The following is a 25,809-nucleotide window of genomic DNA, read 5'->3' as shown; positions in this document are numbered from 1 at the left end:
TCTTAGCCGGGCAGTTCGACCGAGACGGCGGCCTGGGCGGCAAGACCCTCGCCGCGGCCCGTGAAGCCGAGGCCCTCGCTGGTGGTCGCCTTCACGCTGACGGCGTCCAGCGGCAGGTTGAGAAGGCCTGCCAGACGTTCGCGCATGGCCTGGCGATGCGGCTTCACCTTGGGCTGCTCGCAGATCAGGGTGACGTCGACGTTGACGATGCGCCCGCCGCGCGCGGCCACTCGTTCAGCCGCATAGACGAGGAAGCGGTCCGAGGCGGCGCCCTTCCACTGCGGGTCGCTGGGCGGGAAGTGGTCGCCGATGTCGCCGTCGGCGATTGCGCCAAGGATGGCGTCGGTCAGAGCGTGCAGGCCCGCATCGGCGTCCGAATGGCCGATCAGGGTCTGATCGTGCGGTATCTCGACCCCGCACAGCCAGACCGACGATCCCGGCCCCCAGCGATGGACATCGAACCCTTGCCCGATGCGAACGACGGTGCGGGGTGCGGCGAGCGCCTCGGCCATGGCGAAATCCTCAGGGTAGGTCAGTTTCAGAAGGCGTGGGTCGCCGGGGACCAGCCGGACACGGCCGCCGGCGCGCTCGACGACAGCGGCTTCGTCGGTCGCCGTCTCATTGTCCGGCCAGGCGGCGTAGGCATCGCGGATGGTTTTCAGGCGGAAGGCCTGAGGCGTCTGGGCGCGCCAGAGGTTGTCACGATCCACGCCGCCGATAATGAAGTCGCCCTCGGCTCGACGCAGACTGTCGGCGACGGAAAGGGCGGGCAGGGCGCCGTCGGCGTCCTTAAGGCCCTGCAGCAGGGCCTCTATGATGTCAGCGCTCAGGAACGGCCGCGCGGCGTCGTGGATCAGCACAGGCTCTGCGTCATCCGCCGTCAGCGCCGCCAGACCGGCCTGAACCGAGGCGGCCCGGGTCGCGCCGCCGGGCACGGCGCGCCAACCCGACAAGCCTGACAAAGCGGTCTCGGCCATCGGCGCGGCGTCGGCAGCGATCACCACCACGACCTCACGCGCGCCGGCCTTCAGCAAAGCCTCGACCGACCAGGCGATGACCGGGCGTCCGGCGACGACGCGCCACTGCTTGGCGCCTCCGGCTCGCGAGCCCGAACCGGCGGCGACGACAATCGCTGAGAATCCCATGACGGCCTTCTAGGCCGCCCGGTTCCGCTTGACGAGAGGGGGCGCCTTCGGTGCTAAGGGGGCCTTATGAAGACTGGCCTGCAAATTGGGGACGTAAAGATCGACGGGCGGGTGCTGATGGCGCCCATGACCGGGATCACTGACCTGCCGTTTCGGGTGCTGGCCTCGCAGCTGGGCGCCTCGTACGTGGCGACTGAAATGGTGGCTGCGGCCGAGTTGGCGCGCGCCCGGCCGGACGTGGTGCGCCGCGCCGCCGTCGGCGGGGGGCTGCCGCTGACGGTGATCCAGCTGGTCGGCGGCGACGCCGAGGCGATGGCTGAGGGCGCGCGCATGGCGCAGAAGGCCGGCGCCGACATCATCGACCTGAATTTCGGCTGTCCCGCCAAGGAAGTCACCGGCGCCGCCTGCGGCTCGGCGTTGATGCGGACGCCGGATCAGGCGGCGCGGATCATGGAGGCGGTCGTTCAGGCCGTCAGTCGGCCGGTGACGGTCAAGATGCGGCTGGGATGGGATGATAACAGTCTCAACGCCGCCGATCTGGCGCGCCGGGCCGAGGCGCTGGGCGTGGCGGCGGTGACGGTGCACGGCCGCACTCGAAAGCAGTTCTACACCGGGATCGCCGACTGGGACGCAGTGGCCGAGGTGAAGCAGGCGGTGGGCATTCCCGTCATCGTCAATGGCGACATCATCACCGCTGAACAAGCCCGCGAGGCGCTGGAACGATCCGGCGCCGACGCCCTGATGCTGGGCCGAGGCGTCTATGGGCGGCCGTGGCTGGCCGCGCATCTGGAGCGCGCCCTGATCGACGGGACACAGTTGCGCGAGCCGGATCGGGAAGAGCGGCTCGCGATCGTCATTCGGCATCTGCGGGCGTCGGCTGACTTCTACGGCCTGCCGCTGGGGCTGAAGATGTTTCGCAAGCATCTGGGCTGGTACATTGAACAGGCGCCCTGGCCGGCCGATCCTGTCGAGCGACGGGCGGCCAAGGCGCGTCTCTGCCGGCTGGAGACGCCAGAGGCCGTCGAGGAGGCGTTGACGGCGCTGTGGCTCGATGTGAAGCATTATCGCAACTTCGCTGTTGAAAACGGGCCACAGGTGGTTGAAGCTATCGCTTAATGTCGAACCCTGCCGCCCCGGCTGAACATCACGGCTCAGAGCCCACGCTCTGGGGGCGGTTGGCTGGCGGTCGGGCGCGAGCGCTGCTTGGCACAGCCTATGCGGTCGCCTTCATCGTTACGGCGGCGGCGATCTGGCTTGTCGCCATCGCGCCCGGCGCGACCGGGGGAGGCGATGCGCGTTCAGCGGCCAGTCAGGCGGTGCTGTTCATCCTGCTGGCCAATCTGGTCCTGATCTTCGGGCTGGCCTTTGTAATCGGCGTTCGGGTGTTGCGTCTGTTCCGCAACCGCTACGACCCAGGAGCGCGGCTGCATCTGCGCTTCGTGACCCTATTCTCGCTCGTTTCGGTCGTGCCGGCCGTCCTGATCGCCCTGGTGTTCGGCGTCCTGGTCAACCGCGGCGTCGATCAGTGGTTCAGCGCGAACGTTCAATCAGCGGTCAGGAACGGCGCCGAGATCGGCCGCGCCTATGTCGCGGACGTGGGCAGCGGGCTTGAGGCTGACATGGAGACCATGTCGACCGAACTGGGCGGGGTGCGGGGCCTGTTCGACAACCGTATCCAGTTTTCCCGCGCGTTGGCTCAGATCGGCGACTTCTTCGGCTATCCGGCGCTCTATATCCTCGACGAGAACGGCCGCGTGCTGGCCAGCGGCGAGCGCCCAGGCGCGCCTCCCTATGTCGCGCCGCCTCGCGAGGCCTTGGAGACGGTCGCGGGTGGCGAGGTAGCCCCGACAACAGTGACGGAAAATCCTGACACGGTTCGCGCCCTGTATCCGCTGCCAGACTATGGCGACGCCTATCTTTACGTCGTCCGTCCGCTTGCGCCGGGCCTGATCCAGCGGATGCGCAACGGCGAGGAATCCATCACCGCTTATCGCGAGGCCGAGGAAAGCCGCGCCCGCATCCAGGCGGCGTTCGCTCTGAGCTATCTTGAGACGGCCCTGCTGGTGCTCGTGGGCGCGGTTTGGCTGGCCATGTCGGCGGCCAGTTCTATCTCCGCGCCCATCGGTCGGTTGGTGAAGGCGGCCGACCAAGTGGCCGGCGGCGATCTGGACGCCAGGGTCGACAATGGGCAGGCGCCGGCCGAGCTGATCGTGCTGTCTGAAGCCTTCAATCGCATGACGCAGGACATCAAAACCCAGCAGGCTGCGTTGACGACCGCCTCGGACGAGGCTCAGGCCCGAAGCCTGTTCATTGAAACCGTGCTGTCAGGCGTCAGTGCTGGCGTCATCGGCTTGGATCGCAAGCGCCGCATCTCTGCGATCAATGACAGCGCCAGTGTTTTGCTAGGCCTGGACGCCGATCAGGTGCAGGGCCGGCGGCTGGCGGAGGTGGCGCCGGAGCTGGGCGAGCTGTCCGAACGCGGCGAGGCCCACATCGAAGAAGACATCGACATCGACCGCAACGGCGAGGCCCTGCGCCTGCGGGTCCGTATCGAGGGCGGGCAGGGCGGCGAGATGGTGCTGACCTTCGACGACATCACCCGCCTGGTCACCGCCCAGCGCAACGCGGCTTGGCGCGACGTAGCGCGGCGTATCGCCCATGAAATCAAGAATCCGCTGACGCCGATCCAACTGTCGGCCGAACGTCTGCGTCGTCGCTATCGTGATAAGGTCGGAGATGATGTTGAAGTCTTCGATCGCTGCACCGAAACCATCATCCGTCAGGTTGGCGATATCGGGCGGATGGTGGACGAGTTCTCATCTTTCGCCCGGATGCCTGCGCCTCGTTTTTCGCGCGAGAGTCCTGCGGAGATGCTGCGCGAGGCTGTCTTCGCTCAGAGAGTGGCGGCAGGCGATATCGACGTGGAGCTTGTAGAACCTCTGCCCGACGTGGTGATGCAGGCTGACGGCAGCATGGTTCGCCAGGCGCTCGCCAATATCTTGAAGAATGCAGGCGAGGCGGTCTCGGGGCGTCGCGACCGAGATGGGGTGACGACAGCAGGCCCCGGCATCATCGTGCGCTTGACCGTAGAAAACGACGTGGCCTCCTTCATCATCGAAGATGACGGAGTAGGGTTGCCCGCCAAAGATCGGGATCGCTTGGCGGAACCGTATGTCACCACGCGCGAGAAGGGCACGGGTCTGGGCCTGGCCATCGTCAAGCGCATCTGTGAAGACCACGGCGGAGAGCTGAAACTGTCCGACGCCGAAACCTTGTCAGGCGCTCGCGTGTGCCTGACCTTCCCCCTGAGCCAGGATCATAAGGCCGTCGCCCGCGCGTCAAGCGCGATGCGGACGGCGGAATAAGAGAGGCGTCATGAAAAATACCGGTGCCGACATTCTGGTCGTCGACGACGAAGCCGATATCCGCGAGCTGGTTTCCGGCCTGCTGGAGGACGAAGGCCATGCGGTTCGCACGGCCGCCAATTCGGACGAGGCGCTGGCCGCCATCAAGGCGCGCAAGCCGTCGCTGGCGGTCCTGGACATCTGGATGCAGGGCGGCGGACTGGACGGGCTGGAGCTGCTGGATGTCGTGCGGGAGCTGGATGAAGATCTGCCGGTCGTCATGATCTCGGGCCACGGCAATATTGAAACGGCCGTCAGCGCGCTGAAGCGCGGCGCCTATGACTTCATCGAAAAGCCGTTCAAGTCCGATCGGCTGGTGGTGGTGGTCGAGCGGGCGCTCGAGGCGGCTTCTCTGAAGCGTGAGAACCGCCGCCTGCGGGCCCAGACGCTGACGCCCAGCGGGTTGATCGGCAAATCGGTGGCGGCGCAGGCCCTGCGCAGCACAATCTCCAAGGTGGCGCCCGCCAACAGCCGCATCCTCATCGCTGGACCTCCGGGCTCGGGCAAGGAACTGGTCGCGCGCCAGATTCACGACGCCAGTCCGCGCGCCCGGGCTGAATTTGTAGCGATCTCAGCCGCGGGGATGGCGCCCGAGCGCCTCGACGTCGAACTGTTCGGCGAAGAAAGCCACGACGGCCGCCCGCGCAAGATCGGCGTCTTCGAACAGGCGCATAACGGCACCCTGTTCCTGGATGATGTGGCCGACATGCCCCGCGAGAGCCAGAGCCGGATCCTGCGCGTGCTGGTCGAGCAGCGGTTCCGTCGTGTCGGCGGAGAACAGGATGTTCAGGTTGACGTGCGGGTCATCAGTTCAACCTCGCGCGATCTACGCCTGGAAATCAGCGAGGGGCGCTTCCGCGAGGACCTGTTCCATCGCCTGAACGTCGTGCCGATCCGCGTGCCGCCGCTCTCCGAGAGGCGCGAGGATATCGCCGAGCTGGTTGAGTATTTCGTCGACAGTTTGTCAGCGTCTCAGGGGCTGCCGCATCGGCGCATCGCCGACGACGCCTTGGCTGTGCTGCAAGTCCACCCCTGGCCGGGGAACGTCCGGCAGCTGCGCAACAACGTCGAGCGCCTGCTGATCCTGGCGACGGGGACGGCAGACGAGCCGATCACCGCCGCCATGCTGCCTCAAGAGGTGGCGTCGTCGGCCAGCCCAACCTCGCTCAGCGCCGAGCATATCATCGCCCTGCCTCTGCGCGAGGCCAGAGAGGTGTTCGAGCGAGAATACCTGTCGTCCCAGATCATGCGCTTCGGCGGCAATATCTCGCGCACGGCCGCCTTCATCGGCATGGAGCGGTCGGCGCTGCATCGAAAGCTTAAGTCGCTGGGCGTGTCGCCCGCACGCGGCGGAGACGAAGAAGGAGAGGGCGCCTGATGTCCAGGGTCGCCTATGTGAACGGCGTGTATCAGCCGCATGGCCAGGCCGTAGTCCATATCGAGGATCGCGGCTTTCAGTTCGCCGACGGCGTCTATGAAGTCTGGTCGGTGTTTGATGGTCGGCTGGCTGACTATGAGGGCCATCTGAGCCGTCTGGCGCGAAGCCTGACCGAGCTGCGCATCGACATTCCCATGTCGGCCCAGTCGCTGGGCATCGTCCTGCGTGAAACCATCCGCCGGAACCGGGTGCGCAATGGCCTGGTCTACATCCAGATCACGCGCGGCACGGCCCCGCGCGATCACGCCTTCCCCACCGACGTGGCACCCAGCGTCATCGTCACCGCCAAGTCCATCGATCTGAATAAGGGCGAAGCCCTGGCCGCCAAGGGCGCTGCCGGCGTGACCCATCCGGACCTTCGGTGGGGCCGTTGCGACATCAAGACGGTCGGTCTGCTGCCCAACGCCTTGGCCAAGCAGGCGGCGCGCGAGCGCGGGGCCTATGAGGCCATTCTGTTTGACGAGATGGGCATGGTGACCGAGGGCTCCTCGACCAACGCCTGGATCGTCGACGAGAACGGCAAGCTGCGGACTCGCGACACCCAGGCCAACATCCTGCGCGGCATTACGCGGGCGGCGATCCTGAACCTGGTTGAAGCCGAAGGCATCGAACTGGAAGAGCGCGCTTTCAGCGTCGAAGAGGCGAAGCGCGCCCGCGAAATCTTCGTCACGGCGGCCAGCTCCTTCGTCATGCCGATCGTGTCGCTGGATGGAAGCCGCATCGGCGACGGCAAGCCCGGCCCGGTGGCGACCCGCCTGCGCGAGATTTATCTGGAACAGGCGCGCCGCGAGGCCATTTAAGGCGTTGCCGCAGCTACAGGGGCGTGGCTAAGGTCGCGAATGCGGGCGACGTCCCGCCTCGCGGCCATTCCGCCGCCGATGAAAAAGACCAAGAACAGGATCAACCTGCCATGTCGCAAGACAAACGACAGAACCTCCAGGACACCTTCCTGAACAGCGTCCGCAAGACGAAGACGCCGCTGACCATCTTCCTGGTGAACGGCGTCAAGCTTCAGGGCATCGTCACCTGGTTCGACAACTTCTGTGTGCTGCTGCGTCGCGATGGCCAATCGCAGCTGGTTTACAAGCACGCCATCTCGACCATCATGCCGTCCGCGCCCGTGCAGTTGTACGAGCCCGACGCCGAAGAAGACTGATTGACCTCCAAACTCATTGACCACGCCGTCCCGCTGATCCGGGCCGTCGTCATCCATCCCGACCGTCGCGGCGACAATGCGCGCCATGCTTCCGAACGCCTGGAAGAAGCCGTGGGCCTGGCCCAGGCGCTGGATCTTGATGTCCGCGCGCAGGAGATCGTGCGCCTGCGATCCGTAACGCCTGCCACCCTGATCGGCCGAGGCAAGCTGGAAGAGATCTCGGCCTTGATCCTGGCCGCCGACGCCGAGGCGGTCGTCGTCGACGATCAGCTGACCCCGGTGCAGCAGCGCAACCTTGAACGCTTCTGGGACATCAAGGTCATCGATCGAACGGGGCTGATCCTTGAGATCTTCGGACGTCGCGCCCGCACGCGCGAAGGTCGCCTTCAGGTCGAGCTGGCGCGGCTGGAATATGAGCGCTCGCGCCTCGTCCGCACTTGGACCCACCTGGAACGCCAGCGCGGCGGCACGGGCGGCACGGGCGGTCCCGGCGAAACCCAGATCGAACTCGACCGGCGGATGATCGCCGACCGCATCGTTAAGCTGAAGGCTGAACTGGAAGAGGTGCGCCGCACGCGCGGCCTGCACCGCAAGGCGCGCAAGCAGGTTCCGTTCCCGTCGGTCGCGCTCGTCGGCTACACGAATGCGGGGAAGTCCACGCTGTTCAACCGCCTGACCGGGGCCGAAGTGATGGCCAAGGACCTGCTGTTCGCCACCCTGGACACGACCCAGCGCACGATCCGCTTGCCGCAGGGGCGCCCGGCGATCATCGCCGACACCGTGGGCTTCGTCTCGGACCTGCCGCACGAACTGGTCGAGAGCTTCCGCGCCACCCTGGAGGAAGTCGGCGAAGCCGATCTGATCCTGCACGTGCGCGACATCGCCTCGCCCGACAGCGCCGCCCAGGCAAAGGACGTCGAGACCGTGCTGGAGCAGATTCCGACGCCCGAGGGCAAGACGCGCCGCATTCTCGAGGTCTGGAACAAGATCGACCTGCTGGAACCCGAAACGCGCGAAAGCGTGGTCGGCCAGGCGGAGCGTCTGGCGCGTGACGGGCAGGCGGTAGCCGTCTCTGCGTGGACCGGCGAGGGGATCGAGGCGCTTCGCGAAACCATCGCCGCCCTGATCGACGACGACCCCGAAACGCACCTGACGGTCGAGCCCCACCGCGGCGACCTGTTGGCCTGGCTCTACGCCAACGGCCGGGTGACGGGGCGCGAGACGGACGAGGACGGCCGGGTGCACCTGACGGTCCGGCTGCATCCCGCCGCGCTGGGGCGGCTTGAACGGCTGTATCCGGACGTTATCGACTGATCACGCAGGACGCGGGGCGCGCCGCCTAGGCCCGTTCAGCCGTCTTGGCGGCGTCCCACAGGCTGTCCATCTCGGCGAGGTCGGACTGTTCCGGCGTGCGGCCGTCCTTCTTCAGCTCAGCTTCGATGAACTCGAAACGACGCACGAATTTAGCATTGGCGGCGCGCAGGGCGTCTTCCGGCTCGACCTCCAGCTTGCGGGCCAGGTTGGCGACGACGAACAGCAGATCCCCCAACTCCTCGCGCGCCTTCTCCTTGTCGCCGGCGGCGATTTCAACACGCAGTTCCTGAACCTCTTCGGCCAGTTTGTCGAAGACCTCGTCGGTGGAGGGCCAGTCGAAGCCGACGCGGCCTGCGCGCTTGGTCAGCTTGGCCGCGCGGGTCAGGGCGGGCAGGCCGACTGGCACGTCGTCCAGCACGCCATGCTGCGCCTTGGCCTTGCGCTCGGCGGCCTTGATGTCCTCCCAGCGCGCTTTCTGGGCTGGGCCGCTGGGTTTGGCGGCTTCGTCGCCGAAGACGTGCGGGTGGCGCCGGACCAGCTTGTCGGCCATGGCCTCGGCGACGTCTTCCAGCCGGAAGTGCCCGGCCTCCTCCGCCATGCGCGAGTGGAAGACGACCTGGAACAGCAGGTCGCCCAGTTCGACCCTCAGCTCGTCCATGTCGCCGCGCTCGATGGCGTCGGCGACCTCATAGGCCTCCTCGATCGTATAGGGGGCGATGGTCTGAAAGGTCTGCTCCACGTCCCAGGGACAGCCGCCGTTCGGATCGCGCAGGCGAACCATGATGTCCTTCAGGCGGTCGACAGGGTGGGTCATTCAGGCGTGTCCGGCGTCTCTTTGCGCCAGGGCGGCGCGGATTTCATCGTGCCTGCGCGCAGTCAGGGGGTAGCCCTTCAGCACCCAGGCGGTGGCCGCCAATAGCAGGCCCGGCACGGCGATGAACAGGATCTGCAGGATCAACAGCGAGAAGTCGCTGTTACCCTCAGGCCCAGGCAAGGCCTTGAACCCGACCAGCGGCAGGATGGCGTAGGGGACCAAGGCGAAGACGTGCCCCATCTTGGTCGTGGCCGACAGGATGGAGAACATCAGGCCGGTGCGGTCCACCCCCGTCTCCAGCCGCACCTCGTCGCCCGCGTCCGCCATCATGGCGCGCAGCAGGAACAGGCCCGCCGCATAGGGCAGGCCGGCGATGAACATGGCGACGGCCGTCAGGGCGAAGCTCCCGCCCGGAACGAGGGTCGCGCCGACGTAGAAGACAGCGAAGATCAGGCTGGCCACGGCCAGGGCGCGGTCCTTCCCGATCCGGGTCGCGAGCCAGGCCCATATGGGCGCCCCGACCAGGCCGGCCATGAAGTAGATCAGCATGAACAGCGACGCCTGGGTGTGGTCGTAGCCCTTGATCTGGCCGAAGAAGAAAAACAGCAACGACCCGGTGATGCCCGGCGCAATGCCCAGCAGCAGGTCCGCGATCAGCAGCTTGCGCACTGTCTTCATCTTGAACAGGGCCAGATAGGCGCTGGGGCCCCCATGCGGCGCGGCGCCTGCGTTGACCGGCTCGGGCACGGCGACCATGGCCAGGCCGATGGTCAAGGGCAGGGCGATGATGATGGCCCAGCCCATGATGCGAACGCCGTCGACGTAGCTCCCCAGTCCCGTCTTCACCACGATAGTCGGCAGGATCAGGATCAGGATGACGCCGATGATGTTGAACACCTGCCACCAGCCATAGACGCGGCTGCGCTGGTCATATTGCGGCGCCAGCACGGCGGCCCAGCCCAACTGCCCCAACGTCCCCATCGAGAAGCCGAGGTAGAGCACCAGCAGCCACGCGAACAGGTAGACGGGCCCCGCGCCCGGCTGGACCGTCACGAACATCATCAGCGCCGCCAGCATCAGGATTGGCGTCGCCACGGCCATCCACGGGCGATAGCGACCCAGGCGTGTGCGCGTCCTGTCCATGCCCCAGCCGATGAAGGGGTCGAAGACGATATCGATCAGCCGAACCGCCATGAAGACAGCCGCCAGCATGCCCATCTCGATCCCGACGTGGGTGGCGTAGAACTCCGGCAGGGTGACGGGCAGGGCCACCCCGAAAGCCGCCAGCGGCAGGCACGGCCCGGAAAAGGCGGCCAGGACGGCGTTGGAGCGGCGCGGCGCGTCGGGCGCGGCGATGCTGGACGAAGGCGCGGCGGTTGCGGTCATGCGGTCACGGCCCGATCACGGCGCGAGTCGGCCGCAATCGTCAGCATGCAGGTTTTCCTCGGAGGCGCGAAGACCGCGTCAAGGGCTTGCGGCGACACTGATCCTGAGGCCTGCTGCCGCTTATGTGGAAAGCGTCCGTCTCTCTCTTCGCCGCCCTGAGCGTGACCGTACTGGCCGGCCAGGTCCGTGCGGAGGCCCCGGAACCCGTGCCTACCGCCCAGATCTGCGACCGGGCTCCAGGCTCCTGGGACGACACCGCCGAGGCGAACGCCATATCCCTGTATGCGCTGGAATGGGTGCCGTTCGGGCCGTCGGAATTGGGATGGGAGGCCTATGTGCCTCTCATTCAACAGGAAGTCGGTTCGCCCTGCGATCCCACCTCGCCGGGCTTCGCCGAAGCCCTGGCGGGATTTCAGACGAGATACGGGCTGACGGCCAGCGGGCGGTTCGACCAGCCCACCTTTCAGGTTCTGCGAGGGCTGTGGCAGGAACGGCGACCCTTTGTCATGGCGCGGGTGAGAGGGGAATGCCCCGAACCGCCGCCGGTCGCCGACCTGGCCTATTTGACGACGGGCGAAGAACACGCCGAACGTTTGACGCGTCTGCTGCGCCGCGACGTGTTGGACGCTTACCGCGACATGGCGGCGGCTGCCCGCGCCGAAGTCCCTGAGATCGCCGCCGAGCCGGAACTGCTGCGCGTCTTCTCGTCTTTTCGCGACCCGGAGGCCGACGCCGCCAGATGCGCGCGCGATGGCAACTGCGATGGCCTGCGCCGCGCGGTTTGTTCGCCGCACCGGACTGGCACGGCCGTCGATCTGTATGTCGGCCATTTGCAGGGCATGGGCGTCGATTCCACCGACGTTCACAGCCGCCGCCACATGAGCCAGACGCCGACCTATCGCTGGCTGGTCAAGAACGCCGGGCGTTTCGGCTTCGTGCCCTATGTCTATGAGCCCTGGCACTGGGAGTGGGTGGGCCGATGATCCGACCGCTGGCGCGCGGCGAGGCGGCGCTGGCGCGCGAGGTGTTCGCACGCGACCTGCGGCTGGACGATATCCGCTTCTTGGGTTTGCCCTGGCCGTTTGACAGGGCCTTCGTGCCGGGACGCTGGTTCGGGCGCGATTGGATTGTATGGCCAAAAGCAACGCTGGAGCCCGATCTTTCGCAGGCGCCGCTCAGGACGCAGGCGGTCTTCATCCACGAATTGGTCCACGTCTGGCAGGCGCAGAACGGCGTCAACCTGCTGACCGGCAAGCTGAAGGCGGGCGACGGGCCGGGCGCCTACGCCTATCCCGTTGATGACCGCTGCGAATGGATTGGCCTGAATATTGAACAGCAGGCCATGGTGGTCGAGCATCGCTTTCTGCTGTCGCGAGGCGCACGGGTTCCGGGCGAGCCGGCGTTCTATCAGCGCATCTGTCCGATCGGCCTGGCAGATTCTTGACGGAGCCTCTTGCAGCTCCGGATAGAGCGCCTAGATTAGGCACCGACACAGTTGCTGTATAAGCATCGTATTTCACTTTTCCCGGAGCCGTGACGCCCAAGAAGCTGCACGGTCAAGATTATGCGTCAGCCCGCACTCTTTTTTGGTCATGGATCGCCGATGAACGCGCTTGGCGGGCCTTTCGCCGAGGCTTGGCGGACATTGGGACAGGAGATCGGAAAGCCGAAAGGCGTTGTCATGATCTCGGCCCACTGGGAAACGCGTGGTCTAGGCGTGACGGCGCAGGAGCGTCCGGAAACCATCCATGATTTCGGAGGCTTTCCGCCTGAACTTCATGCCATGCAATATCCCGCGCCAGGGTCTCCCGCCTTGGCCAGTCGCGTGTCGGAACTGACCGGCGCCGTGCAGACAACCCAGTGGGGCCTCGATCACGGAACCTGGTCTGTACTGGCCCACGTCTGGCCGGACGCTGACGTGCCCGTGGTGCAGCTCTCGCTGGATCGCACGATGGACGCCCGCGGTCATTATGACCTGGCCAAGCGCCTGCGCCCCTTGCGAGACGAGGGTATGATCGTCGCCGGTTCGGGCGACTTCGTGCACAATCTGCGGACGTGGAAACGCGCCGGCGGCGAGCCGTACGACTGGGCTGTGAACTTCAATGATGCGGTGAAGCGGGCCTTCACGAATAGCGACCACGACGCCCTGATCGACTGGGTGCAGCTGGCAGAACAGGCGCAGCTCAGCGTGCCGACGGACGAGCACTACCTGCCATTGCTCTACGTCGCGGCCCAGCAGGTTCCGGGCGAGACCGCGAGCTTCTTTACCGACGTGATCGAAGGCGGCTCGATCTCGATGACGGGCGTCCGGATCGGCTGACCGGACGCCGCGTCACGCGTCCTAGCGGCGGCCGCCGCGTAGGGCGCTGTCCAGCGACCACGGGCCCGGGCCGGCGAAGACCAGATACAGGAAGACGAAGCAGTAAAGGACCGCCAGCTCCCCGCCGTTGTTGATAGGGTAGGGGCTCTGTGGCGCGTGGACCATCCAATAGGCCACGGCGGTGAAGCCCGACAGGATGAAGGCGGTCGGGCGGCTGAACAGCCCCAGCACCATCAGCACGCCGCCGACCAGTTCGATGGGCCCGGACCAGCCGGGCAGGGTCGACAGGTCAATGCCGCCGCCCTGGCCGCCCGGCGGGAAGCCGAGGATCTTCTGCGCGCCGTGCTGAAGCAGAAGCAGGCCGGAAACAATTCTTAGAAGGCTGAGAACATGGGGTTCCCAACCGGCCAAGGAAGTCGAACGTCGCGCCATTGAAATCGCCTCGGTCATTGCATCCCTAAAGCGGGACCGGACGGTCGAGGTTATGACACTGGCGGCGAACGGCAAGCGCCTTGTCAGGCCCCCTTCACCTCGTCTTCAACCCGCTTCTGGATGGTCACGTAGTCGGTCTTGCCGGTGCCCAGGACCGGGATGCTGTCGACCTTGATAATCCTCTTGGGCACGGCCAGTTCGGGCGCTCCGTTGCTCCGGGCCCATTCTGTCAGTTGGGCGACCTCGGCCCCGGCGACGTCGGTGACCAGGACCAGGCGCTCGCCCTTCTTGCTGTCAGGGATGGCGACTACAGCGTGATGGCCGGTCGGCCAGACGGCGCCGGCCATGCCTTCAACAGCGGTCAGGGACACCATCTCGCCGCCGATCTTGGCGAAGCGCTTCACCCGGCCAAGGATGGTGATGTAGCCCTCGGCGTCGATGTCGACGATGTCGCCCGTGTCGTGCCATCCATCAGCCAGAGGCTCCAGGTTGTCCGGGTCGTTCGGCGAGATGTAGCCTTCCATCACGTTCGGCCCGCGCAGGAACAGACGGCCGCCGACCGCGATGCCTTCGACCGGCTCGATCCGATACTCCATGCCCGGCAGGATTTGACCGACCGTGCCCGGCCGGTTGCGGTCGGGATGGTTCACGGCCACGACCGGCGCGGCTTCGGTGGCGCCATAGCCTTCCAGCAGAGTCAGACCGCCGAACTTGGCGTCGAAGGCGGCGCGGGTCTCTTCGCGCACTTTTTCGGCTCCAGCGACGGCGAACTTCAGGGTGGCGAAGTCGCCGGGCTCGGCCACGCGCGCGTACTGGTTCAGGAAGGTGTCGGTGGCGAACAGGATCGACGCCTTCACCTGAGGCAGCAGGTCGGTGATCTGTTTGGCGTGCAGCGGCGAGGGATATTCAAACGCCTTCAGACCCTGCAGCAGCGGCAGCAGCACCCCGCCGGTCAGGCCGAAGCAGTGGAAGGTCGGCAGCGGATTAAACATCACCCAGTCGGGATCCAGGTCGATGTGGGCCGCCACCTGGCGCGCATTGGCGACCAGGTTCTTCTGGCTCAGCACTACCCCCTTGGGCGCGCCGAAGCTGCCGGAGGTGAACAGGACCACGCCCGCCGCGTCCGGATCGGTTTTCACGCGGAACCGCTTGGGCGCCATGCCGGCGCTGAGGCCGTACAGCTTGTCGGCCAGGCCAATGGTCTTGCGTATGTCGTCCAGCCAGACGATCTCGGCGACCTCGCTCAGGCCCTCCATCAGATCGTCCAGCTTGGCCTGGGTGACGAAGCGCTTGGCCGACAGGATTTTCTTCACGCCCGCCGTCTTCAGCGCCGCCTTCAGATTGGCCTCACCCGAGGTGAAGTTCAGCATGACCGGCACCCGGCCGAAGGCGTGCAGGGCGAAGAAGGTCACCACCACGCCCGCGCTGGACGGCAGCAGCACGCCGACACGCTCGCCCGGTTTCGTCAGTCTGGCGATCTTGCGGCCCAGCACGAAGGCGGCGCGGATCAGGCCTGTATAGGTCAGGGGGTGGCGATCCTGGTCCTCCAGAATCTCCTTGTCGCCGTAGCGGGCGCGCGCATCGACCAGCGCGTCGAACAGGGTCTCTTCATAGACCTTGGGATCCAGGGCTGCCCGCAGCAAGCACGTCCTCCTTCGGAGGGCTCTATGATGGCCCTCTCGGTTACAAGAGGCCGGAACCTAGTGACGTAAGGTCGGCTTGAAAAGATGCGTAACGCCTCGTGATGCTGTTCCGACGCCGGACTGAAACGCAGTGTGCCTTGCGTTTGCACCACGGAAGTCCGACATAGCATCGGAAATCCGGCCGCCCTCGAAAACAGGATTCAGACCACCAACAATGGTCACGCTGATCGACACCTTGCAGAAGAAGCCTTCCGAGCTTCGTCACCCGGAAAAGCAGAACCGGCCGGATTCGGTCGTGCTGAAAAAGCCTGACTGGCTGCGCGTAAAGGCGCCCGGCTCGGGCCAGTACAATGCGACCAAGGAGATCGTGCGCTCCAAGGGGCTGGTGACGGTCTGTGAAGAGGCGGCCTGCCCGAACATCGGCGAGTGCTGGAGCCAGAAGCACGCCACCTTGATGATCATGGGCGACACCTGCACGCGGGCCTGCGCCTTCTGCAACGTCAAGACCGGCCTGCCGCAGGCGCTGGACCCGGAAGAGCCGGCCAAGGTAGGCTTGGCTGTCCAGCAGATGGGCCTGAACCACGTCGTCATCACCTCCGTGGACCGCGATGATGTGTCCGACGGCGGGGCCGCCCACTTCGCCGAAGTGGTGCGCCAGATCCGCCTTCAGGCGCCGAAGACCACCATCGAAATCCTGACGCCTGACTTCCTGCGCAAGGACGGCGCGGCCGAGGTGATGATCGACGCCACGCCCGACGTCTTCAATCACAACCTCGAGACGGTTCCGCGCCTGTATCTGAAGATCCGGCCGGGCGCCCGCTACTTCCACTCCCTGCGCCTGCTGCAGATGGTCAAGGAGCGCGACCCGAACCAGTTCACCAAGTCCGGCATCATGGTCGGCCTGGGCGAGACCAAGGAAGAGGTCATGCAGGTGATGGACGACATGCGGTCCGCCGGCGTCGACTTCATCACCATCGGCCAGTACCTGCAGCCGACGCGCAAGCACGCGCCGATCGACCGCTTCGTCACGCCGGAAGAGTTCAAGGCCTATGAGGCGATCGCGCGGGCCAAGGGCTTCCTGATGGTGTCGTCCTCGCCGCTGACGCGCTCGTCGCACCACGCGGGCGACGACTTCGCCCGACTTAAGGCGGCGCGCGATGCTCAGCTGTCATCCCGGAACGGCCGCTGATCCTTTGGCCGTTCACCGCGTAACGCGCATCCTGCCCTATGCGCCGGAACAACTCGCCGCCCTCGTGGCGGATGTGCGCGCCTATCCCGCTTTCGTGCCGTGGATCAGTTCCATGCGCGTCTGGAACGAGCGCGACGAGGCTCCAGGCGTGCATCTGCTGGATGCAGAGGCCGGGGTCGGCTTCGCCTTCCTGACCGAGAAGTTCGCGACCTGGGTGCGCCACGACGTTCACGCGCCCAAGGTCGAGGTTGGGCTGATCCGCGGGCCGTTCAAGCACCTGAAGAACCGGTGGGAGTTCCATCCGCATCCGGAAGGGACGCGGCTGGAGTTCTCCATCGACTTCGCCTTCAAGTCGCGCATGTTGGACATGATGCTTCGTGCCAACTTCGACCGTGCGGTCGATAAGTTGATCCAGTGTTTCGAGGGCCGCGCCAAGGCCTTGTACGGCAAGAGGTAGGACCATGGCCGCGCCTTTCGACTTCGATGCGACGGTCGTAGGCGCGGGGGCTGTGGGTCTGGCCTGCGGGCGGGCACTGTCGCGACGTGGCCTGTCAGTGCTGGTTCTGGAGAAGGAGCCGCACATCGGTCAGGGCGTCTCTTCGCGCAATTCCGAGGTGATCCACGGCGGGCTCTACTATCCGACCGGTTCGCTGAAGGCGAAGTTCTGCGTCGAGGGCCGGCGGGCGCTCTATGATTTCCTTGAGAGCCGCAAGGTCGATCACTGGAAATGCGGCAAGCTGGTCGTGGCGACTGAAGACGCCGAAGTCGAACGCATAGAGGTCATCTTCCAGCAAGCGACGACCAATGGCGTGGAAAACCTGGAGCACCTGACCGGCGCCCAGGCGCGGGCGCTGGAACCAGAGCTGAACGCCCATGCCGCCATACTGTCGCCCGAGAGCGGGGTGTTCGACAGTCACGGCTATATGCTGGCCCTGCAGGGCGAGATCGAAGACGCGGGCGGCGCGGTTGTCGTCTCAGCGCCGTTTGAGGGAGCGGAGGTTCTTCCAGGCGGCGGATTCTCGATCCGGGTGGGCGGGGAGGGGGCTATGGCTCTGACCAGCCGTCTTCTGGTCACGGCTCCCGGCCTGTCGGCTCAGGAAGTCGCGGGCCTAATCGAGGGCTATCCGGCGGCCGATGTTCCCGCGCGCCATCTTGGCAAGGGCGTCTATTTCCGCCTGACCGGCGCGGCGCCGTTCAACCGACTGATCTATCCGCCGCCGATTCCCGGCGCGCTGGGCACCCATTATCGCAAGGACCTGGGCGGGCAGGGCGTGTTCGGCCCCGACCTGGCCTATGTCGAGACCGAGGACTATTCGGTCGATCCGGCCAAGGCCGAGGAGTTCGCGCGATACATCCGTCGCTTCTGGCCCGGGGTGACGGTCGAGCGGCTGACGCCTGACTACGCTGGTATACGACCCAAGCTGCACGGGGCAGGGGAGCCCCAGCCGGACTTCCAGCTGCATGGCGCGGCCCGTCACGGACTGGAAGGGCTGATGGCCCTGTTCGGTATCGAAAGCCCGGGCCTGACCAGTTCGCTGGCCATTGGCGAAGCCGTCGCTCAGAGCCTGGTCCAAACATGACCGAACGCGAGAAGATGCTGGCCGGCCTGGCCTATGATCCCAGCGATGCCGAGCTGACGGCCGCCCGCGCACGAGCGGTCGGCCTCACCATGCGAATCAGTCAGGAGCCGGACGACGAGAAGCGGCGCTTGCTGGTGAACACGCTGGTTCGCGCGGGCGACGGTCGCGCCGTGATCATGCCGGGGTTCTTTTGCGACTATGGGGCCAACATCCACCTTGGCGCCCGCGCCTTCGTCAATGCCAACAGCGTCTTCCTCGACTGCGCCGAGATCATCATCGGCGATGATTTCCAGTGCGGCCCCGGCGTACAGTTGCTGACGCCCGAACATCCGCTGGATGCGACCCAGCGGCGTTCCGGCCTGGAAAGCGCCCGTCCGATCCGCTTGGGAAACGACGTCTGGATCGGCGGCGGCGCCATCATCCTGGCCGGGGTGACGGTCGGAGATCGGGTCGTGATCGGCGCTGGCTCGGTCGTGACCAAAGACGTCCCATCCGATGTCGTCGTGGTCGGAAATCCCGCAAAGATCATCAAGCGGCTGCCATCCGACGGACACCCTTGAAATCGGTTGCGTCTTCATGCATAAGCCCGCCCTCGCGTGGCGGCTCTTATCGGGGGGCCGCCGCTGTTGTTTTCGCGTCTTCACCGGCGCACCGACTTAGAGATTGAGACGGACATGGCCGTTCCGAAGCGCAAAACTTCCCCCTCGCGTCGCAACATGCGTCGCGCTCATGACGCCCTGGGCGCCAACACCTATGTCGAAGACAAGGACACCGGCGAACTGCGTCGTCCGCACCACATCGACCTGAAGACCGGCATGTACAAAGGCCGTCAGGTCCTGACCCAGCAGGAAGACTAAGTCTTCCAGGGTACACCGGCTTCGGCCGGGCGAGAGTTTTGACGGCGCGCGATGACATCGCGCGCCGTTTTCGTGCGTTATGGGGGGATCATACACCGGAGCGCTCACATGATCCGCAATGCCGTCCTGACGTCTGTCGCCCTGTTGGCCCTGGCCGCTTGCAACGCGCCGGAAGTCGCCCAAACGCCCGAATCCGAGCCTCCCGTCCCAGCTCCCGTGGCCCCCACGGCTGCAGCGGATGTGCTGACGCCCCAGGGCTACGGGCCGCTGCGAATCGGCATGTCTCAGGCCGAGGTGGACGCCGCTGTCGGACCGGCTCCCGCAAATGTCGCTGACGCAGAGCCTTCTGAATGTCGCCAGTATCAGCCCCCTCGTGGCCCCAAGGGGGTTCTTGTCATGCTGGAGAAGGGTGTCCTCACTCGGTTGACCGCGATCAGGGGATCGGACGTGAAGACCGAGGACGGCATCGGTGTGGGCTTTGACGGCGAGCAGCTGAAGGCTCGCTACGGCTCCGCCGCTGAAGTTACGCCTCACAAATATCAGGATGCGCCGGCTGGCTACGTGACGACTTGGTTGAGCAGGGGTTCCACCTCGTCCGGCTACGTTACGGACCCTGCAGCGCGGGGCTTAAACTTCGAGATCGGCCAGGACGGCAAGGTCGCCTTCATCCACGCCGGCGGGCCCAGCATCCAGTACGTCGAGGGATGCTCCTGATCGTTTGCGGCGGTTGGATAATCCGCACGGTCAGGCTAAACGCCTCCGACAACCTCCATTCACTACAGAGTGTCTTCATGACCGACATCGTCGATATCGTCGCCCGCCAGATTCTCGACAGCCGGGGCAATCCGACGGTTGAGGTGGACGTGGTCCTGGAGGACGGCAGCTTTGGTCGCGCGGCGGTGCCGTCGGGCGCTTCGACTGGCGCTCACGAAGCTGTTGAGCTGCGTGACGGCGATATGGATGTCTGGGGCGGCAAGGGCGTCGAGAAGGCGGTCGACGCCGTCAACGGCGAGATTTTCGACGCCCTTTCGGGCATGGACGCCGAGGACCAGCGCCGCATCGACGAGGCGCTGATCGAACTGGACGGCACCGAGAACAAGTCGCGCCTTGGCGCCAACGCCATGCTGGGCGTCTCGCTGGCCGTGGCCAAGGCCAGCGCCATTTCGGCCGGTCTGCCGCTGCACCGCTATATCGGCGGCGTCTCGGCCCGCATCCTGCCGACGCCGATGATGAACATCATCAATGGCGGCGCCCACGCCGACAACCCGATCGACATCCAGGAATTCATGATCATGCCGACGGGCGCCGAGAACTTCTCGGAAGCTTTGCGCATGGGCGCCGAAATCTTCCACGCCCTGAAGAAGGCGCTGAAGGACGCGGGTCACAACACCAACGTCGGCGACGAGGGCGGCTTCGCCCCGAACCTGGCTTCAGCCGACGAAGCCCTGACCTTCATCACCAAGGCGGGTCAGGCAGCCGGCTATCTGGCGGGTGAGGACTTCCATCTGGCGCTGGACGTCGCCTCGACCGAGTTCTTCAAGGACGGCAAGTATGAGCTGGTCGGCGAGGGCAAGTCCTTCGACGCCGAGGGCATGGTCAACTACCTGGCCGACCTGGTCGAGCGCTTCCCGATCGTCTCGATCGAGGACGGCTGCGCCGAGGACGACTTCGACGGCTGGAAGCTGCTGACGGATCGTCTGGGCGACCGCGTCCAACTGGTCGGCGACGATCTGTTCGTGACAAACCCGCGCCGTCTGGCCGCGGGCATCGGCGAGGGCCTGGCCAACTCCATCCTGATCAAGGTCAACCAGATCGGCACCCTGTCCGAGACCCTGGACGCCGTCGATATGGCCCACCGCGCCGGCTACACTGCCGTCATGTCGCACCGTTCGGGCGAGACCGAGGACGCGACCATCGCCGACCTGGCCGTGGCGACCAACTGCGGTCAGATCAAGACCGGCTCGCTGGCCCGTTCGGATCGGACGGCCAAGTACAACCAACTGCTGCGCATCGAAGAGATGTTGGGCGACCAGGCCGCCTATTTCGGCGACGGCATGCTGCTGAAATAAGCCTCATCACGAAGATGTGCCGGGCGCCGCCTCCGAACCTCGGGGGCGGCGTTCGCAATTACGGCCAAGCTACGGTTCGTTAGGCATTTTCGGTCACTGATAGGTCACCGTGTTTGTGCGCGCTCAGAAGGAGCGTCCGTTTTGCCCGAGCAGATGAAGCCATACCTGCCGACAGTGCTGTTATTGCTGCTGATCGCCTATCTGGGCGTTCAGGCCCTGACGGGTGAGCGCGGCCTGCTAAGCGGTTCAGAACGCGACGCTTTATTGTCCAAGCGCCAGTCTCAGCTAACGCGGCTGAATGAGCAGCGTCAGGATCTGGAAGTGCGTGTCCGCTATTTGCGTACCGAGAGTCTCTCCAGGGACCTGCTGGAAGAGCGGGCGAGGGCGGTGATCGGCTTCGCCGACCCGCGCGACTACGTCGTTCGGCTGAACGGTCCCGCAGGACAGAGCGCTGAGGCGACCCGCGCCTCCTGAACTATTGTTACAGCATAGCCGGCTGCTTTGCGTTTCGGGAACGAAGGCTGCTAAACCCCCTTTCCGTAACGATAAGAGTCCCTGATACAGGGGTGTAAGCCGGGAGATGCCGGATGGCGAAAGCCGCCGCTCAGAAAAACTCGCCCAGCGCGGGCGACAAGATTCCGAATACGCCTCAGGCTTCCAAGGAAGACCTGCTGCGTTTCTATCGCGAGATGGTCCTGATCCGACGCTTTGAAGAGCGCGCGGGCCAGCTGTACGGCATGGGCCTGATCGGGGGCTTCTGCCACCTGTACATCGGCCAGGAAGCCGTGGCCGTCGGCGTTCAGGAGAGCGTCAAGCAGGGCTACGACAAGATCATCACCGGCTATCGCGACCACGGCCACATGCTGGCCGCGGGCATGGATCCCAATGAGGTCATGGCCGAACTGACCGGCCGCATCGGCGGTTCGGCGCGCGGTAAGGGCGGGTCGATGCACATGTTCGACGTGCCGACCGGCTTCTACGGCGGTCACGGCATCGTCGGCGCCCAGGTGGCGCTGGGCACCGGCTTGGCCTTTGCGGGCAAGTATCGCGGCGACGACTCGGTCAGCTTCGTCTATTTCGGCGACGGCGCGGCCAACCAGGGCCAGGTCTACGAGAGCTTCAACATGGCCCAGCTTTGGAAGCTGCCGGCCATCTACATCATCGAGAACAACCAGTACGCCATGGGCACGAGCATCGAACGCTCGTCCTCGACGACCGAGCTTTATCAGCGCGGTTCCAGCTTCGGCATTCCGGGCGAACAGGTGGACGGCATGGACGTGTTGGCCGTGCGTGACGCCGCAGCCCGCGCCGTGGCCCGCGCCCGCGCCGGCGAAGGCCCCTACATCCTTGAAGTGAAGACCTACCGCTATCGCGGCCACTCCATGTCCGATCCGGCCAAATACCGGACCAAGGAAGAGGTGGACGAGGTCAAGAAGACCCGCGACCCGATCGACCACATCAAGATGCTTCTGGCCGCCGCCAAGGCGACTGAGGAAGAGCTGAAGGCGATCGACAACGAAGTGAAGGCCATCGTGGCCGAAGCTGTGCAGTTCGCTCAAGAGAGCCCTGAGCCGGATCCGTCCGAGCTCTACACCGACGTCTACGTGGAGGCCTGATACGTGACGGACATTCTGATGCCGGCGCTGTCCCCCACGATGGAAGAGGGCACGCTGACCAAGTGGCACATCAAGGCTGGCGACGTCGTGTCGGCCGGTCAGGTGATCGCCGAGATCGAAACCGACAAGGCGACGATGGAAGTCGAAGCCGTCGATGAGGGCGAAGTCCTCGAAATCCTGGTGGCCGAGGGCTCTGAAGGCGTGAAGGTCAATACGCCGATCGCGCGTCTGGCCGGCGAAGACGGCGCTGCTGCGCCTGCGCTCAAGGCCGAGGCTGCTCCGGCCGCCGCCCCTGAGGCCAAGGCCGAAGGCGCGCCTGCCGACGCTCCAGTGAAGCCCAAGGTCGAACTGCGCGATCCGGAAATCCCGGCTGACGCCAAGCTGGTCAAGACGACCATCCGCGACGCCCTGCGCGACGCGATGGCCGAAGAAATGCGCCGCGACGAGAACGTCTTCCTGATGGGCGAGGAAGTCGCCCAGTATCAGGGGGCCTATAAGGTCAGCCGCGACCTGCTGCAGGAATTCGGCGACCGCCGCGTGGTCGATACCCCGATCACCGAGCACGGCTTCGCCGGCCTGGGCGTCGGCGCCGCCTTCGCGGGCCTGAAGCCGATCGTGGAGTTCATGACGTGGAACTTCGCCATGCAGGCGATCGACCACATCATCAACTCGGCGGCCAAGACCCTGTACATGTCGGGCGGCCAGATGGGCTGTCCCATCGTGTTTCGCGGCCCGAACGGCGCCGCCTCGCGCGTGGCGGCCCAGCACAGCCAGGACTATTCCGCCTGGTACGCTCAAATTCCGGGCCTGAAGGTCGTGGCGCCCTATGACGCCGCCGACGCCAAGGGCCTGCTGAAGGCTGCGATCCGCGATCCGAACCCGATCGTCTTCCTCGAACACGAGATGATGTACGGCCTGGAGTTCGACGTTCCGGACGTCGAGGACTACGTCGTGCCGATCGGCAAGGCCAAGGTCCGCCGCGAAGGTACGGACGTCACCATTACGGCCCACAGCCGCATGGTCGGCTTCGCCCTGCAGGCCGCCGAACAACTGGCCGGCGAGGGTATTTCGGTCGAGGTCGTCGACATTCGCACCCTGCGTCCGCTGGACCACGAGACGATCGTCGAGAGCGTCAAGAAGACCAACCGCTTGGTCTCGGCCGAAGAGGGCTGGGGGCCGATGGGCGTCGGCGCCGAAGTGGTCGCCCGCGTGATCGAGCACGCTTTCGACTACCTGGACGCCCCGCCGCTGCGCGTGCACCAGGAAGACGTGCCGCTGCCTTACGCCGCCAACCTGGAAGCCCTGTCGCTGCCGGGCGTCGACAAGATCGTCGCCGCCGTGAAGAAGGTGATGGCGTGACAGAGGCCGTAGAGTTCGAACTGGCCGTGCCGGACAGCGTCGCTGCTGACGCCGACGCGGTCGAGCTGCTGCGCATGTGGTGGTCGAACAACGAGCCGGTGATGTCGGTGAAGCCTGCCTTCGCCGACCCCATCAAGTTCGGGGAACTGCTGGCCTATGCCGCGCGCCACATGGCGCATGGCTACGCCGTGCGTCACGGCCACAATGAGAAGGCCGCCTATGACCGCATCCTTCAAGGGCTCAGCGAGGTGATCAAGGCCGACAACGTCCGCACCGTCGCCGAGCCGGTTTCACCGCAAGCGGGGAACGCCTGATGACCGATATCCTGATGCCCGCCCTGTCTCCGACGATGGAAGAGGGCGTGCTGGCCAAGTGGCACGTGAAGGTCGGCGACACCGTCTCGGCCGGCGACGTGATCGCCGAAATCGAGACCGACAAGGCGACGATGGAAGTCGAAGCCGTCGATGAAGGCGAAGTGCTCGAAATCCTGGTGCCGGAAGGCTCGGAGGGCGTGAAGGTCAATACGCCGATCGCCCGCCTGTCCGGCGACGCCGTGGCGCCCGCGCCCAAGAAGGCTGACGCTCCGGCCGAGGCCCCCAAGGCTGAAGCGCCGAAGACGGAAGTTCCCAAGGTTGAGGCTCCCAAGGCTGAAGCTGCTCCGGCCGCCCCGAAGTCCGACGACGGCGGACGCATCTTCGCCTCGCCGCTGGCGCGCCGCCTGGCCGCCCAGGCCGGTCTGGACCTGAAGACCGTCAAGGGCACCGGTCCGCATGGCCGCATCGTCAAGCGCGACGTGGAAGCCGCGGGCAAGGGCGGCGCTCAACCGGCCGCCGCTGCTACGGCCGCGACCTCGGCTGAACCGCGCAAGGCTCTGTCGCTCGCTCAGATGGGCATCGCGGACGGAACCTACGACCTGATTCCGCTGGACGGCATGAAGAAGGCCGTCGCCCGCCGCATGGTGGACAGCGTTCAGAACGTGCCGCACTTCCCGCTGTTCATCGACGTCGAGATCGACCAGCTGATGGCCGTCCGCGCCAAGGTCAACAAGATGCTGGAGCCGCAGGGGATCAAGGTCTCCGTAAACGACTTCGTCATCAAGGCCGCTGCGCTTGCCCTGAAGATGGTGCCGGAGGCCAACGCCTCCTACACGCCCGAAGGCATCGCCATGCACCACAACGCCGATGTCTCAATGGCGGTGGCGATCGACGGCGGCCTGATCACGCCCATCATCCGCAAGGCCGAAACCAAGGGCCTGGCCCAGATCGCGACCGAGTCCAAGGACCTGGCCAAGCGGGCCCGCGAGCGCAAGCTGAAGCCGGAAGAGTTCCAGGGCGGCACCTTCTCCGTGTCCAACCTGGGCATGTTCGGCATCAAGCAGTTCACCTCGATCATCAATGAGCCGCAGGGCTGCATCATGAGCGTGGGCGCCGGCGAACAACGCCCGGTCGTCAAGGACGGCCAACTGGCCGTGGCCACGGTCATGACCGTCACCCTGACCTGCGATCACCGCGTGGTCGACGGCGCGACGGGCGCTCGCCTCCTGCAGGCGTTCAAGCCGCTGATCGAAGATCCCGTGGCGATGCTGGCTTAAGGGAGCCGAGAGGTCATGGCATCCGTCTATGACTTCTCCGCCCGGGCCATCGATGGCGCGGACGTGTCGCTGGACCGCTTTCGCGGTCAGGCGCTGCTGATCGTCAATACGGCGTCGAAATGCGGCTTCACCGGCCAGTACACCGGGCTGGAGAAGCTGCATCGCGATCTGATCGACGCGCCGTTCGAAGTGCTGGGCTTTCCCTGCAATCAGTTCGGCCAGCAGGAGCCGGGCAGGGCGGCGGAAATCGCCGCCTTCTGCGCCAGCAGCTTCGACGTGACCTTCCCCTTGTTCGACAAGGTCGATGTCAACGGGCCGGAACGCCACCCCCTGTACGCCTGGCTGACGGAGCAAAAGAGGGGATTCCTCGGCTCGCGCGCCATCAAGTGGAACTTCACCAAGTTCCTGACCGACCGCGAAGGCCGCGTCGTCGCGCGCTATTCGCCCCAGACTGAACCTGAGGCCATCAAGGCCGACATCGAAAAGTTGATCTGAT

Annotated in this window: 27 protein-coding genes; 22 read left to right on the top strand and 5 right to left on the bottom strand. The window is 65.6% G+C overall.

Going from position 1 to position 25,809, the window contains the following annotated elements; genetic code table 11:
- Window positions 1-2 precede the first annotated feature (2 nt).
- Window positions 3-1,145: a bifunctional 2-C-methyl-D-erythritol 4-phosphate cytidylyltransferase/2-C-methyl-D-erythritol 2,4-cyclodiphosphate synthase gene (locus H9656_RS03605; RefSeq protein WP_191742883.1), complete on the bottom strand. Its 1,143-nt coding sequence runs from the start codon at window positions 1,143-1,145 to the stop codon at window positions 3-5.
- A 66-nt stretch (window positions 1,146-1,211) separates the two neighbouring features.
- Between H9656_RS03605 and dusB the strand changes: the two genes are divergently transcribed.
- From dusB to hflX, 6 genes are all read left to right on the top strand, one after another.
- Window positions 1,212-2,261 (top strand): tRNA dihydrouridine synthase DusB, encoded by a 1,050-nt coding sequence (gene dusB, locus H9656_RS03600; protein WP_191742882.1) that lies wholly within the window; start codon window positions 1,212-1,214, stop codon window positions 2,259-2,261.
- On the top strand, window positions 2,261-4,510 hold the full coding sequence (locus H9656_RS03595) for a sensor histidine kinase NtrY-like (protein WP_191742881.1): 2,250 nt from the start codon (window positions 2,261-2,263) through the stop codon (window positions 4,508-4,510). The genes dusB and H9656_RS03595 overlap by 1 nt, the downstream gene beginning before the upstream one ends.
- A gap of 10 nt (window positions 4,511-4,520) precedes the next feature.
- Window positions 4,521-5,927 carry a nitrogen assimilation response regulator NtrX gene (gene ntrX, locus H9656_RS03590; protein ID WP_191742880.1) on the top strand — a complete coding sequence of 469 codons (1,407 nt, stop codon included), beginning with the start codon at window positions 4,521-4,523 and terminating at the stop codon, window positions 5,925-5,927.
- Window positions 5,927-6,787 carry a D-amino-acid transaminase gene (locus H9656_RS03585; protein ID WP_191742879.1) on the top strand — a complete coding sequence of 287 codons (861 nt, stop codon included), beginning with the start codon at window positions 5,927-5,929 and terminating at the stop codon, window positions 6,785-6,787. Before ntrX ends, H9656_RS03585 begins: the two co-directional genes overlap by 1 nt.
- A gap of 110 nt (window positions 6,788-6,897) precedes the next feature.
- Entirely contained in the window at window positions 6,898-7,143 is a 246-nt protein-coding gene (gene hfq, locus H9656_RS03580; RefSeq protein WP_003164861.1) for an RNA chaperone Hfq, read from the top strand.
- Window positions 7,144-8,457 carry a GTPase HflX gene (gene hflX / locus H9656_RS03575; RefSeq protein ID WP_191742878.1) on the top strand — a complete coding sequence of 438 codons (1,314 nt, stop codon included), beginning with the start codon at window positions 7,144-7,146 and terminating at the stop codon, window positions 8,455-8,457.
- A 25-nt stretch (window positions 8,458-8,482) separates the two neighbouring features.
- Here the strand turns inward: hflX and mazG are convergent, their stop codons facing one another.
- Both mazG and H9656_RS03565 read right to left on the bottom strand, forming a co-directional pair.
- Window positions 8,483-9,271 (bottom strand): nucleoside triphosphate pyrophosphohydrolase, encoded by a 789-nt coding sequence (mazG, locus tag H9656_RS03570; protein ID WP_191742877.1) that lies wholly within the window; start codon window positions 9,269-9,271, stop codon window positions 8,483-8,485.
- Window positions 9,272-10,657: an MFS transporter gene (locus H9656_RS03565; protein ID WP_191742876.1), complete on the bottom strand. Its 1,386-nt coding sequence runs from the start codon at window positions 10,655-10,657 to the stop codon at window positions 9,272-9,274.
- 122 nt (window positions 10,658-10,779) lie between these two features.
- Here H9656_RS03565 and H9656_RS03560 point away from each other — a divergent pair, with 122 nt between their 5' ends.
- The 3 genes from H9656_RS03560 (at window position 10,780) to ygiD (ending at window position 12,977) form a co-directional block, all read left to right on the top strand.
- Window positions 10,780-11,640 carry a D-alanyl-D-alanine carboxypeptidase family protein gene (locus H9656_RS03560; RefSeq protein ID WP_191742875.1) on the top strand — a complete coding sequence of 287 codons (861 nt, stop codon included), beginning with the start codon at window positions 10,780-10,782 and terminating at the stop codon, window positions 11,638-11,640.
- Window positions 11,637-12,101 (top strand): hypothetical protein, encoded by a 465-nt coding sequence (locus H9656_RS03555; RefSeq protein WP_191742874.1) that lies wholly within the window; start codon window positions 11,637-11,639, stop codon window positions 12,099-12,101. The genes H9656_RS03560 and H9656_RS03555 overlap by 4 nt, the downstream gene beginning before the upstream one ends.
- A gap of 120 nt (window positions 12,102-12,221) precedes the next feature.
- Complete coding sequence (gene ygiD, locus H9656_RS03550; RefSeq protein WP_191742873.1) at window positions 12,222-12,977, top strand: 4,5-DOPA-extradiol-dioxygenase; 756 nt, start codon at window positions 12,222-12,224, stop codon at window positions 12,975-12,977.
- Window positions 12,978-12,998: 21 nt separating this feature from the next.
- Here ygiD and H9656_RS03545 read toward each other — a convergent pair whose 3' ends face one another.
- On the bottom strand, window positions 12,999-13,409 hold the full coding sequence (locus tag H9656_RS03545; protein ID WP_191742872.1) for a DoxX family protein: 411 nt from the start codon (window positions 13,407-13,409) through the stop codon (window positions 12,999-13,001).
- Between the two features lie 83 nt (window positions 13,410-13,492).
- Complete coding sequence (locus H9656_RS03540) at window positions 13,493-15,049, bottom strand: AMP-binding protein (RefSeq protein ID WP_404821551.1); 1,557 nt, start codon at window positions 15,047-15,049, stop codon at window positions 13,493-13,495.
- Between the two features lie 217 nt (window positions 15,050-15,266).
- On the opposite strand from H9656_RS03540, the gene lipA reads away from it, so the two are divergent.
- The 13 genes from lipA to H9656_RS03475 all read left to right on the top strand — a co-directional run bounded on the left by lipA (window position 15,267) and on the right by H9656_RS03475 (window position 25,808).
- Complete coding sequence (gene lipA, locus H9656_RS03535; RefSeq protein ID WP_191742870.1) at window positions 15,267-16,241, top strand: lipoyl synthase; 975 nt, start codon at window positions 15,267-15,269, stop codon at window positions 16,239-16,241.
- Between the two features lie 4 nt (window positions 16,242-16,245).
- The gene (locus H9656_RS03530; RefSeq protein ID WP_191743735.1) at window positions 16,246-16,698 is read left to right on the top strand and encodes a type II toxin-antitoxin system RatA family toxin; all 453 of its coding nucleotides are present in this window, start codon (window positions 16,246-16,248) and stop codon (window positions 16,696-16,698) included.
- A gap of 4 nt (window positions 16,699-16,702) precedes the next feature.
- Window positions 16,703-17,821, top strand: coding sequence for an NAD(P)/FAD-dependent oxidoreductase (locus tag H9656_RS03525; RefSeq protein ID WP_191742869.1), 1,119 nt, complete (start codon window positions 16,703-16,705; stop codon window positions 17,819-17,821).
- On the top strand, window positions 17,818-18,381 hold the full coding sequence (locus H9656_RS03520; RefSeq protein WP_191742868.1) for a sugar O-acetyltransferase: 564 nt from the start codon (window positions 17,818-17,820) through the stop codon (window positions 18,379-18,381). Before H9656_RS03525 ends, H9656_RS03520 begins: the two co-directional genes overlap by 4 nt.
- A 114-nt stretch (window positions 18,382-18,495) precedes the next feature.
- Entirely contained in the window at window positions 18,496-18,678 is a 183-nt protein-coding gene (gene rpmF / locus H9656_RS03515) for a 50S ribosomal protein L32 (RefSeq protein ID WP_024352840.1), read from the top strand.
- A 108-nt stretch (window positions 18,679-18,786) separates the two neighbouring features.
- A complete protein-coding gene (locus H9656_RS03510) occupies window positions 18,787-19,392 on the top strand; it encodes a hypothetical protein (protein ID WP_191742867.1) in 606 nt (201 codons plus the stop codon).
- 77 nt (window positions 19,393-19,469) lie between these two features.
- Window positions 19,470-20,747, top strand: a complete 1,278-nt coding sequence (gene eno, locus H9656_RS03505; RefSeq protein WP_191742866.1) for a phosphopyruvate hydratase — start codon at window positions 19,470-19,472, stop codon at window positions 20,745-20,747.
- A gap of 153 nt (window positions 20,748-20,900) precedes the next feature.
- Entirely contained in the window at window positions 20,901-21,221 is a 321-nt protein-coding gene (locus H9656_RS03500; protein WP_191743734.1) for an FtsB family cell division protein, read from the top strand.
- Window positions 21,222-21,334: 113 nt separating this feature from the next.
- Window positions 21,335-22,363, top strand: coding sequence for a pyruvate dehydrogenase (acetyl-transferring) E1 component subunit alpha (gene pdhA / locus H9656_RS03495; protein WP_191742865.1), 1,029 nt, complete (start codon window positions 21,335-21,337; stop codon window positions 22,361-22,363).
- Window positions 22,364-22,366: 3 nt separating this feature from the next.
- On the top strand, window positions 22,367-23,722 hold the full coding sequence (locus tag H9656_RS03490; RefSeq protein ID WP_191742864.1) for a pyruvate dehydrogenase complex E1 component subunit beta: 1,356 nt from the start codon (window positions 22,367-22,369) through the stop codon (window positions 23,720-23,722).
- Window positions 23,719-24,036, top strand: coding sequence for a DUF5076 domain-containing protein (locus H9656_RS03485; protein WP_191742863.1), 318 nt, complete (start codon window positions 23,719-23,721; stop codon window positions 24,034-24,036). The genes H9656_RS03490 and H9656_RS03485 overlap by 4 nt, the downstream gene beginning before the upstream one ends.
- On the top strand, window positions 24,036-25,313 hold the full coding sequence (locus tag H9656_RS03480; RefSeq protein ID WP_191742862.1) for a pyruvate dehydrogenase complex dihydrolipoamide acetyltransferase: 1,278 nt from the start codon (window positions 24,036-24,038) through the stop codon (window positions 25,311-25,313). Before H9656_RS03485 ends, H9656_RS03480 begins: the two co-directional genes overlap by 1 nt.
- Before the next feature lie 15 nt (window positions 25,314-25,328).
- Complete coding sequence (locus H9656_RS03475) at window positions 25,329-25,808, top strand: glutathione peroxidase (RefSeq protein WP_191742861.1); 480 nt, start codon at window positions 25,329-25,331, stop codon at window positions 25,806-25,808.
- Window position 25,809 lies beyond the last annotated feature (1 nt).

Origin of the sequence: Brevundimonas guildfordensis (assembly GCF_014836405.1) — a bacterium.
Classification (GTDB): Bacteria; Pseudomonadota; Alphaproteobacteria; order Caulobacterales; family Caulobacteraceae; genus Brevundimonas; species Brevundimonas guildfordensis.
Note: the sequence above shows the minus strand (reverse complement) of the source record. Positions and strands in the feature narration are given on the sequence as shown.

What these genes read in the sequence shown, in the direction of transcription:
- H9656_RS03605 (WP_191742883.1), bottom strand. Translation starts at nt 1,145, where the DNA reads ATGGGATTCTCAGCGATTGTCGTCGCCGCCGGTTCGGGCTCGCGAGCC.
- dusB (WP_191742882.1), top strand. Translation starts at nt 1,212, where the DNA reads ATGAAGACTGGCCTGCAAATTGGGGACGTAAAGATCGACGGGCGGGTG.
- H9656_RS03595 (WP_191742881.1), top strand. Translation starts at nt 2,261, where the DNA reads ATGTCGAACCCTGCCGCCCCGGCTGAACATCACGGCTCAGAGCCCACG.
- ntrX (WP_191742880.1), top strand. Translation starts at nt 4,521, where the DNA reads ATGAAAAATACCGGTGCCGACATTCTGGTCGTCGACGACGAAGCCGAT.
- H9656_RS03585 (WP_191742879.1), top strand. Translation starts at nt 5,927, where the DNA reads ATGTCCAGGGTCGCCTATGTGAACGGCGTGTATCAGCCGCATGGCCAG.
- hfq (WP_003164861.1), top strand. Translation starts at nt 6,898, where the DNA reads ATGTCGCAAGACAAACGACAGAACCTCCAGGACACCTTCCTGAACAGC.
- mazG (WP_191742877.1), bottom strand. Translation starts at nt 9,271, where the DNA reads ATGACCCACCCTGTCGACCGCCTGAAGGACATCATGGTTCGCCTGCGC.
- H9656_RS03565 (WP_191742876.1), bottom strand. Translation starts at nt 10,657, where the DNA reads ATGACCGCAACCGCCGCGCCTTCGTCCAGCATCGCCGCGCCCGACGCG.
- H9656_RS03560 (WP_191742875.1), top strand. Translation starts at nt 10,780, where the DNA reads ATGTGGAAAGCGTCCGTCTCTCTCTTCGCCGCCCTGAGCGTGACCGTA.
- H9656_RS03555 (WP_191742874.1), top strand. Translation starts at nt 11,637, where the DNA reads ATGATCCGACCGCTGGCGCGCGGCGAGGCGGCGCTGGCGCGCGAGGTG.
- ygiD (WP_191742873.1), top strand. Translation starts at nt 12,222, where the DNA reads ATGCGTCAGCCCGCACTCTTTTTTGGTCATGGATCGCCGATGAACGCG.
- H9656_RS03545 (WP_191742872.1), bottom strand. Translation starts at nt 13,409, where the DNA reads ATGGCGCGACGTTCGACTTCCTTGGCCGGTTGGGAACCCCATGTTCTC.
- lipA (WP_191742870.1), top strand. Translation starts at nt 15,267, where the DNA reads ATGGTCACGCTGATCGACACCTTGCAGAAGAAGCCTTCCGAGCTTCGT.
- H9656_RS03525 (WP_191742869.1), top strand. Translation starts at nt 16,703, where the DNA reads ATGGCCGCGCCTTTCGACTTCGATGCGACGGTCGTAGGCGCGGGGGCT.
- H9656_RS03520 (WP_191742868.1), top strand. Translation starts at nt 17,818, where the DNA reads ATGACCGAACGCGAGAAGATGCTGGCCGGCCTGGCCTATGATCCCAGC.
- rpmF (WP_024352840.1), top strand. Translation starts at nt 18,496, where the DNA reads ATGGCCGTTCCGAAGCGCAAAACTTCCCCCTCGCGTCGCAACATGCGT.
- H9656_RS03510 (WP_191742867.1), top strand. Translation starts at nt 18,787, where the DNA reads ATGATCCGCAATGCCGTCCTGACGTCTGTCGCCCTGTTGGCCCTGGCC.
- eno (WP_191742866.1), top strand. Translation starts at nt 19,470, where the DNA reads ATGACCGACATCGTCGATATCGTCGCCCGCCAGATTCTCGACAGCCGG.
- H9656_RS03500 (WP_191743734.1), top strand. Translation starts at nt 20,901, where the DNA reads ATGAAGCCATACCTGCCGACAGTGCTGTTATTGCTGCTGATCGCCTAT.
- pdhA (WP_191742865.1), top strand. Translation starts at nt 21,335, where the DNA reads ATGGCGAAAGCCGCCGCTCAGAAAAACTCGCCCAGCGCGGGCGACAAG.
- H9656_RS03480 (WP_191742862.1), top strand. Translation starts at nt 24,036, where the DNA reads ATGACCGATATCCTGATGCCCGCCCTGTCTCCGACGATGGAAGAGGGC.
- H9656_RS03475 (WP_191742861.1), top strand. Translation starts at nt 25,329, where the DNA reads ATGGCATCCGTCTATGACTTCTCCGCCCGGGCCATCGATGGCGCGGAC.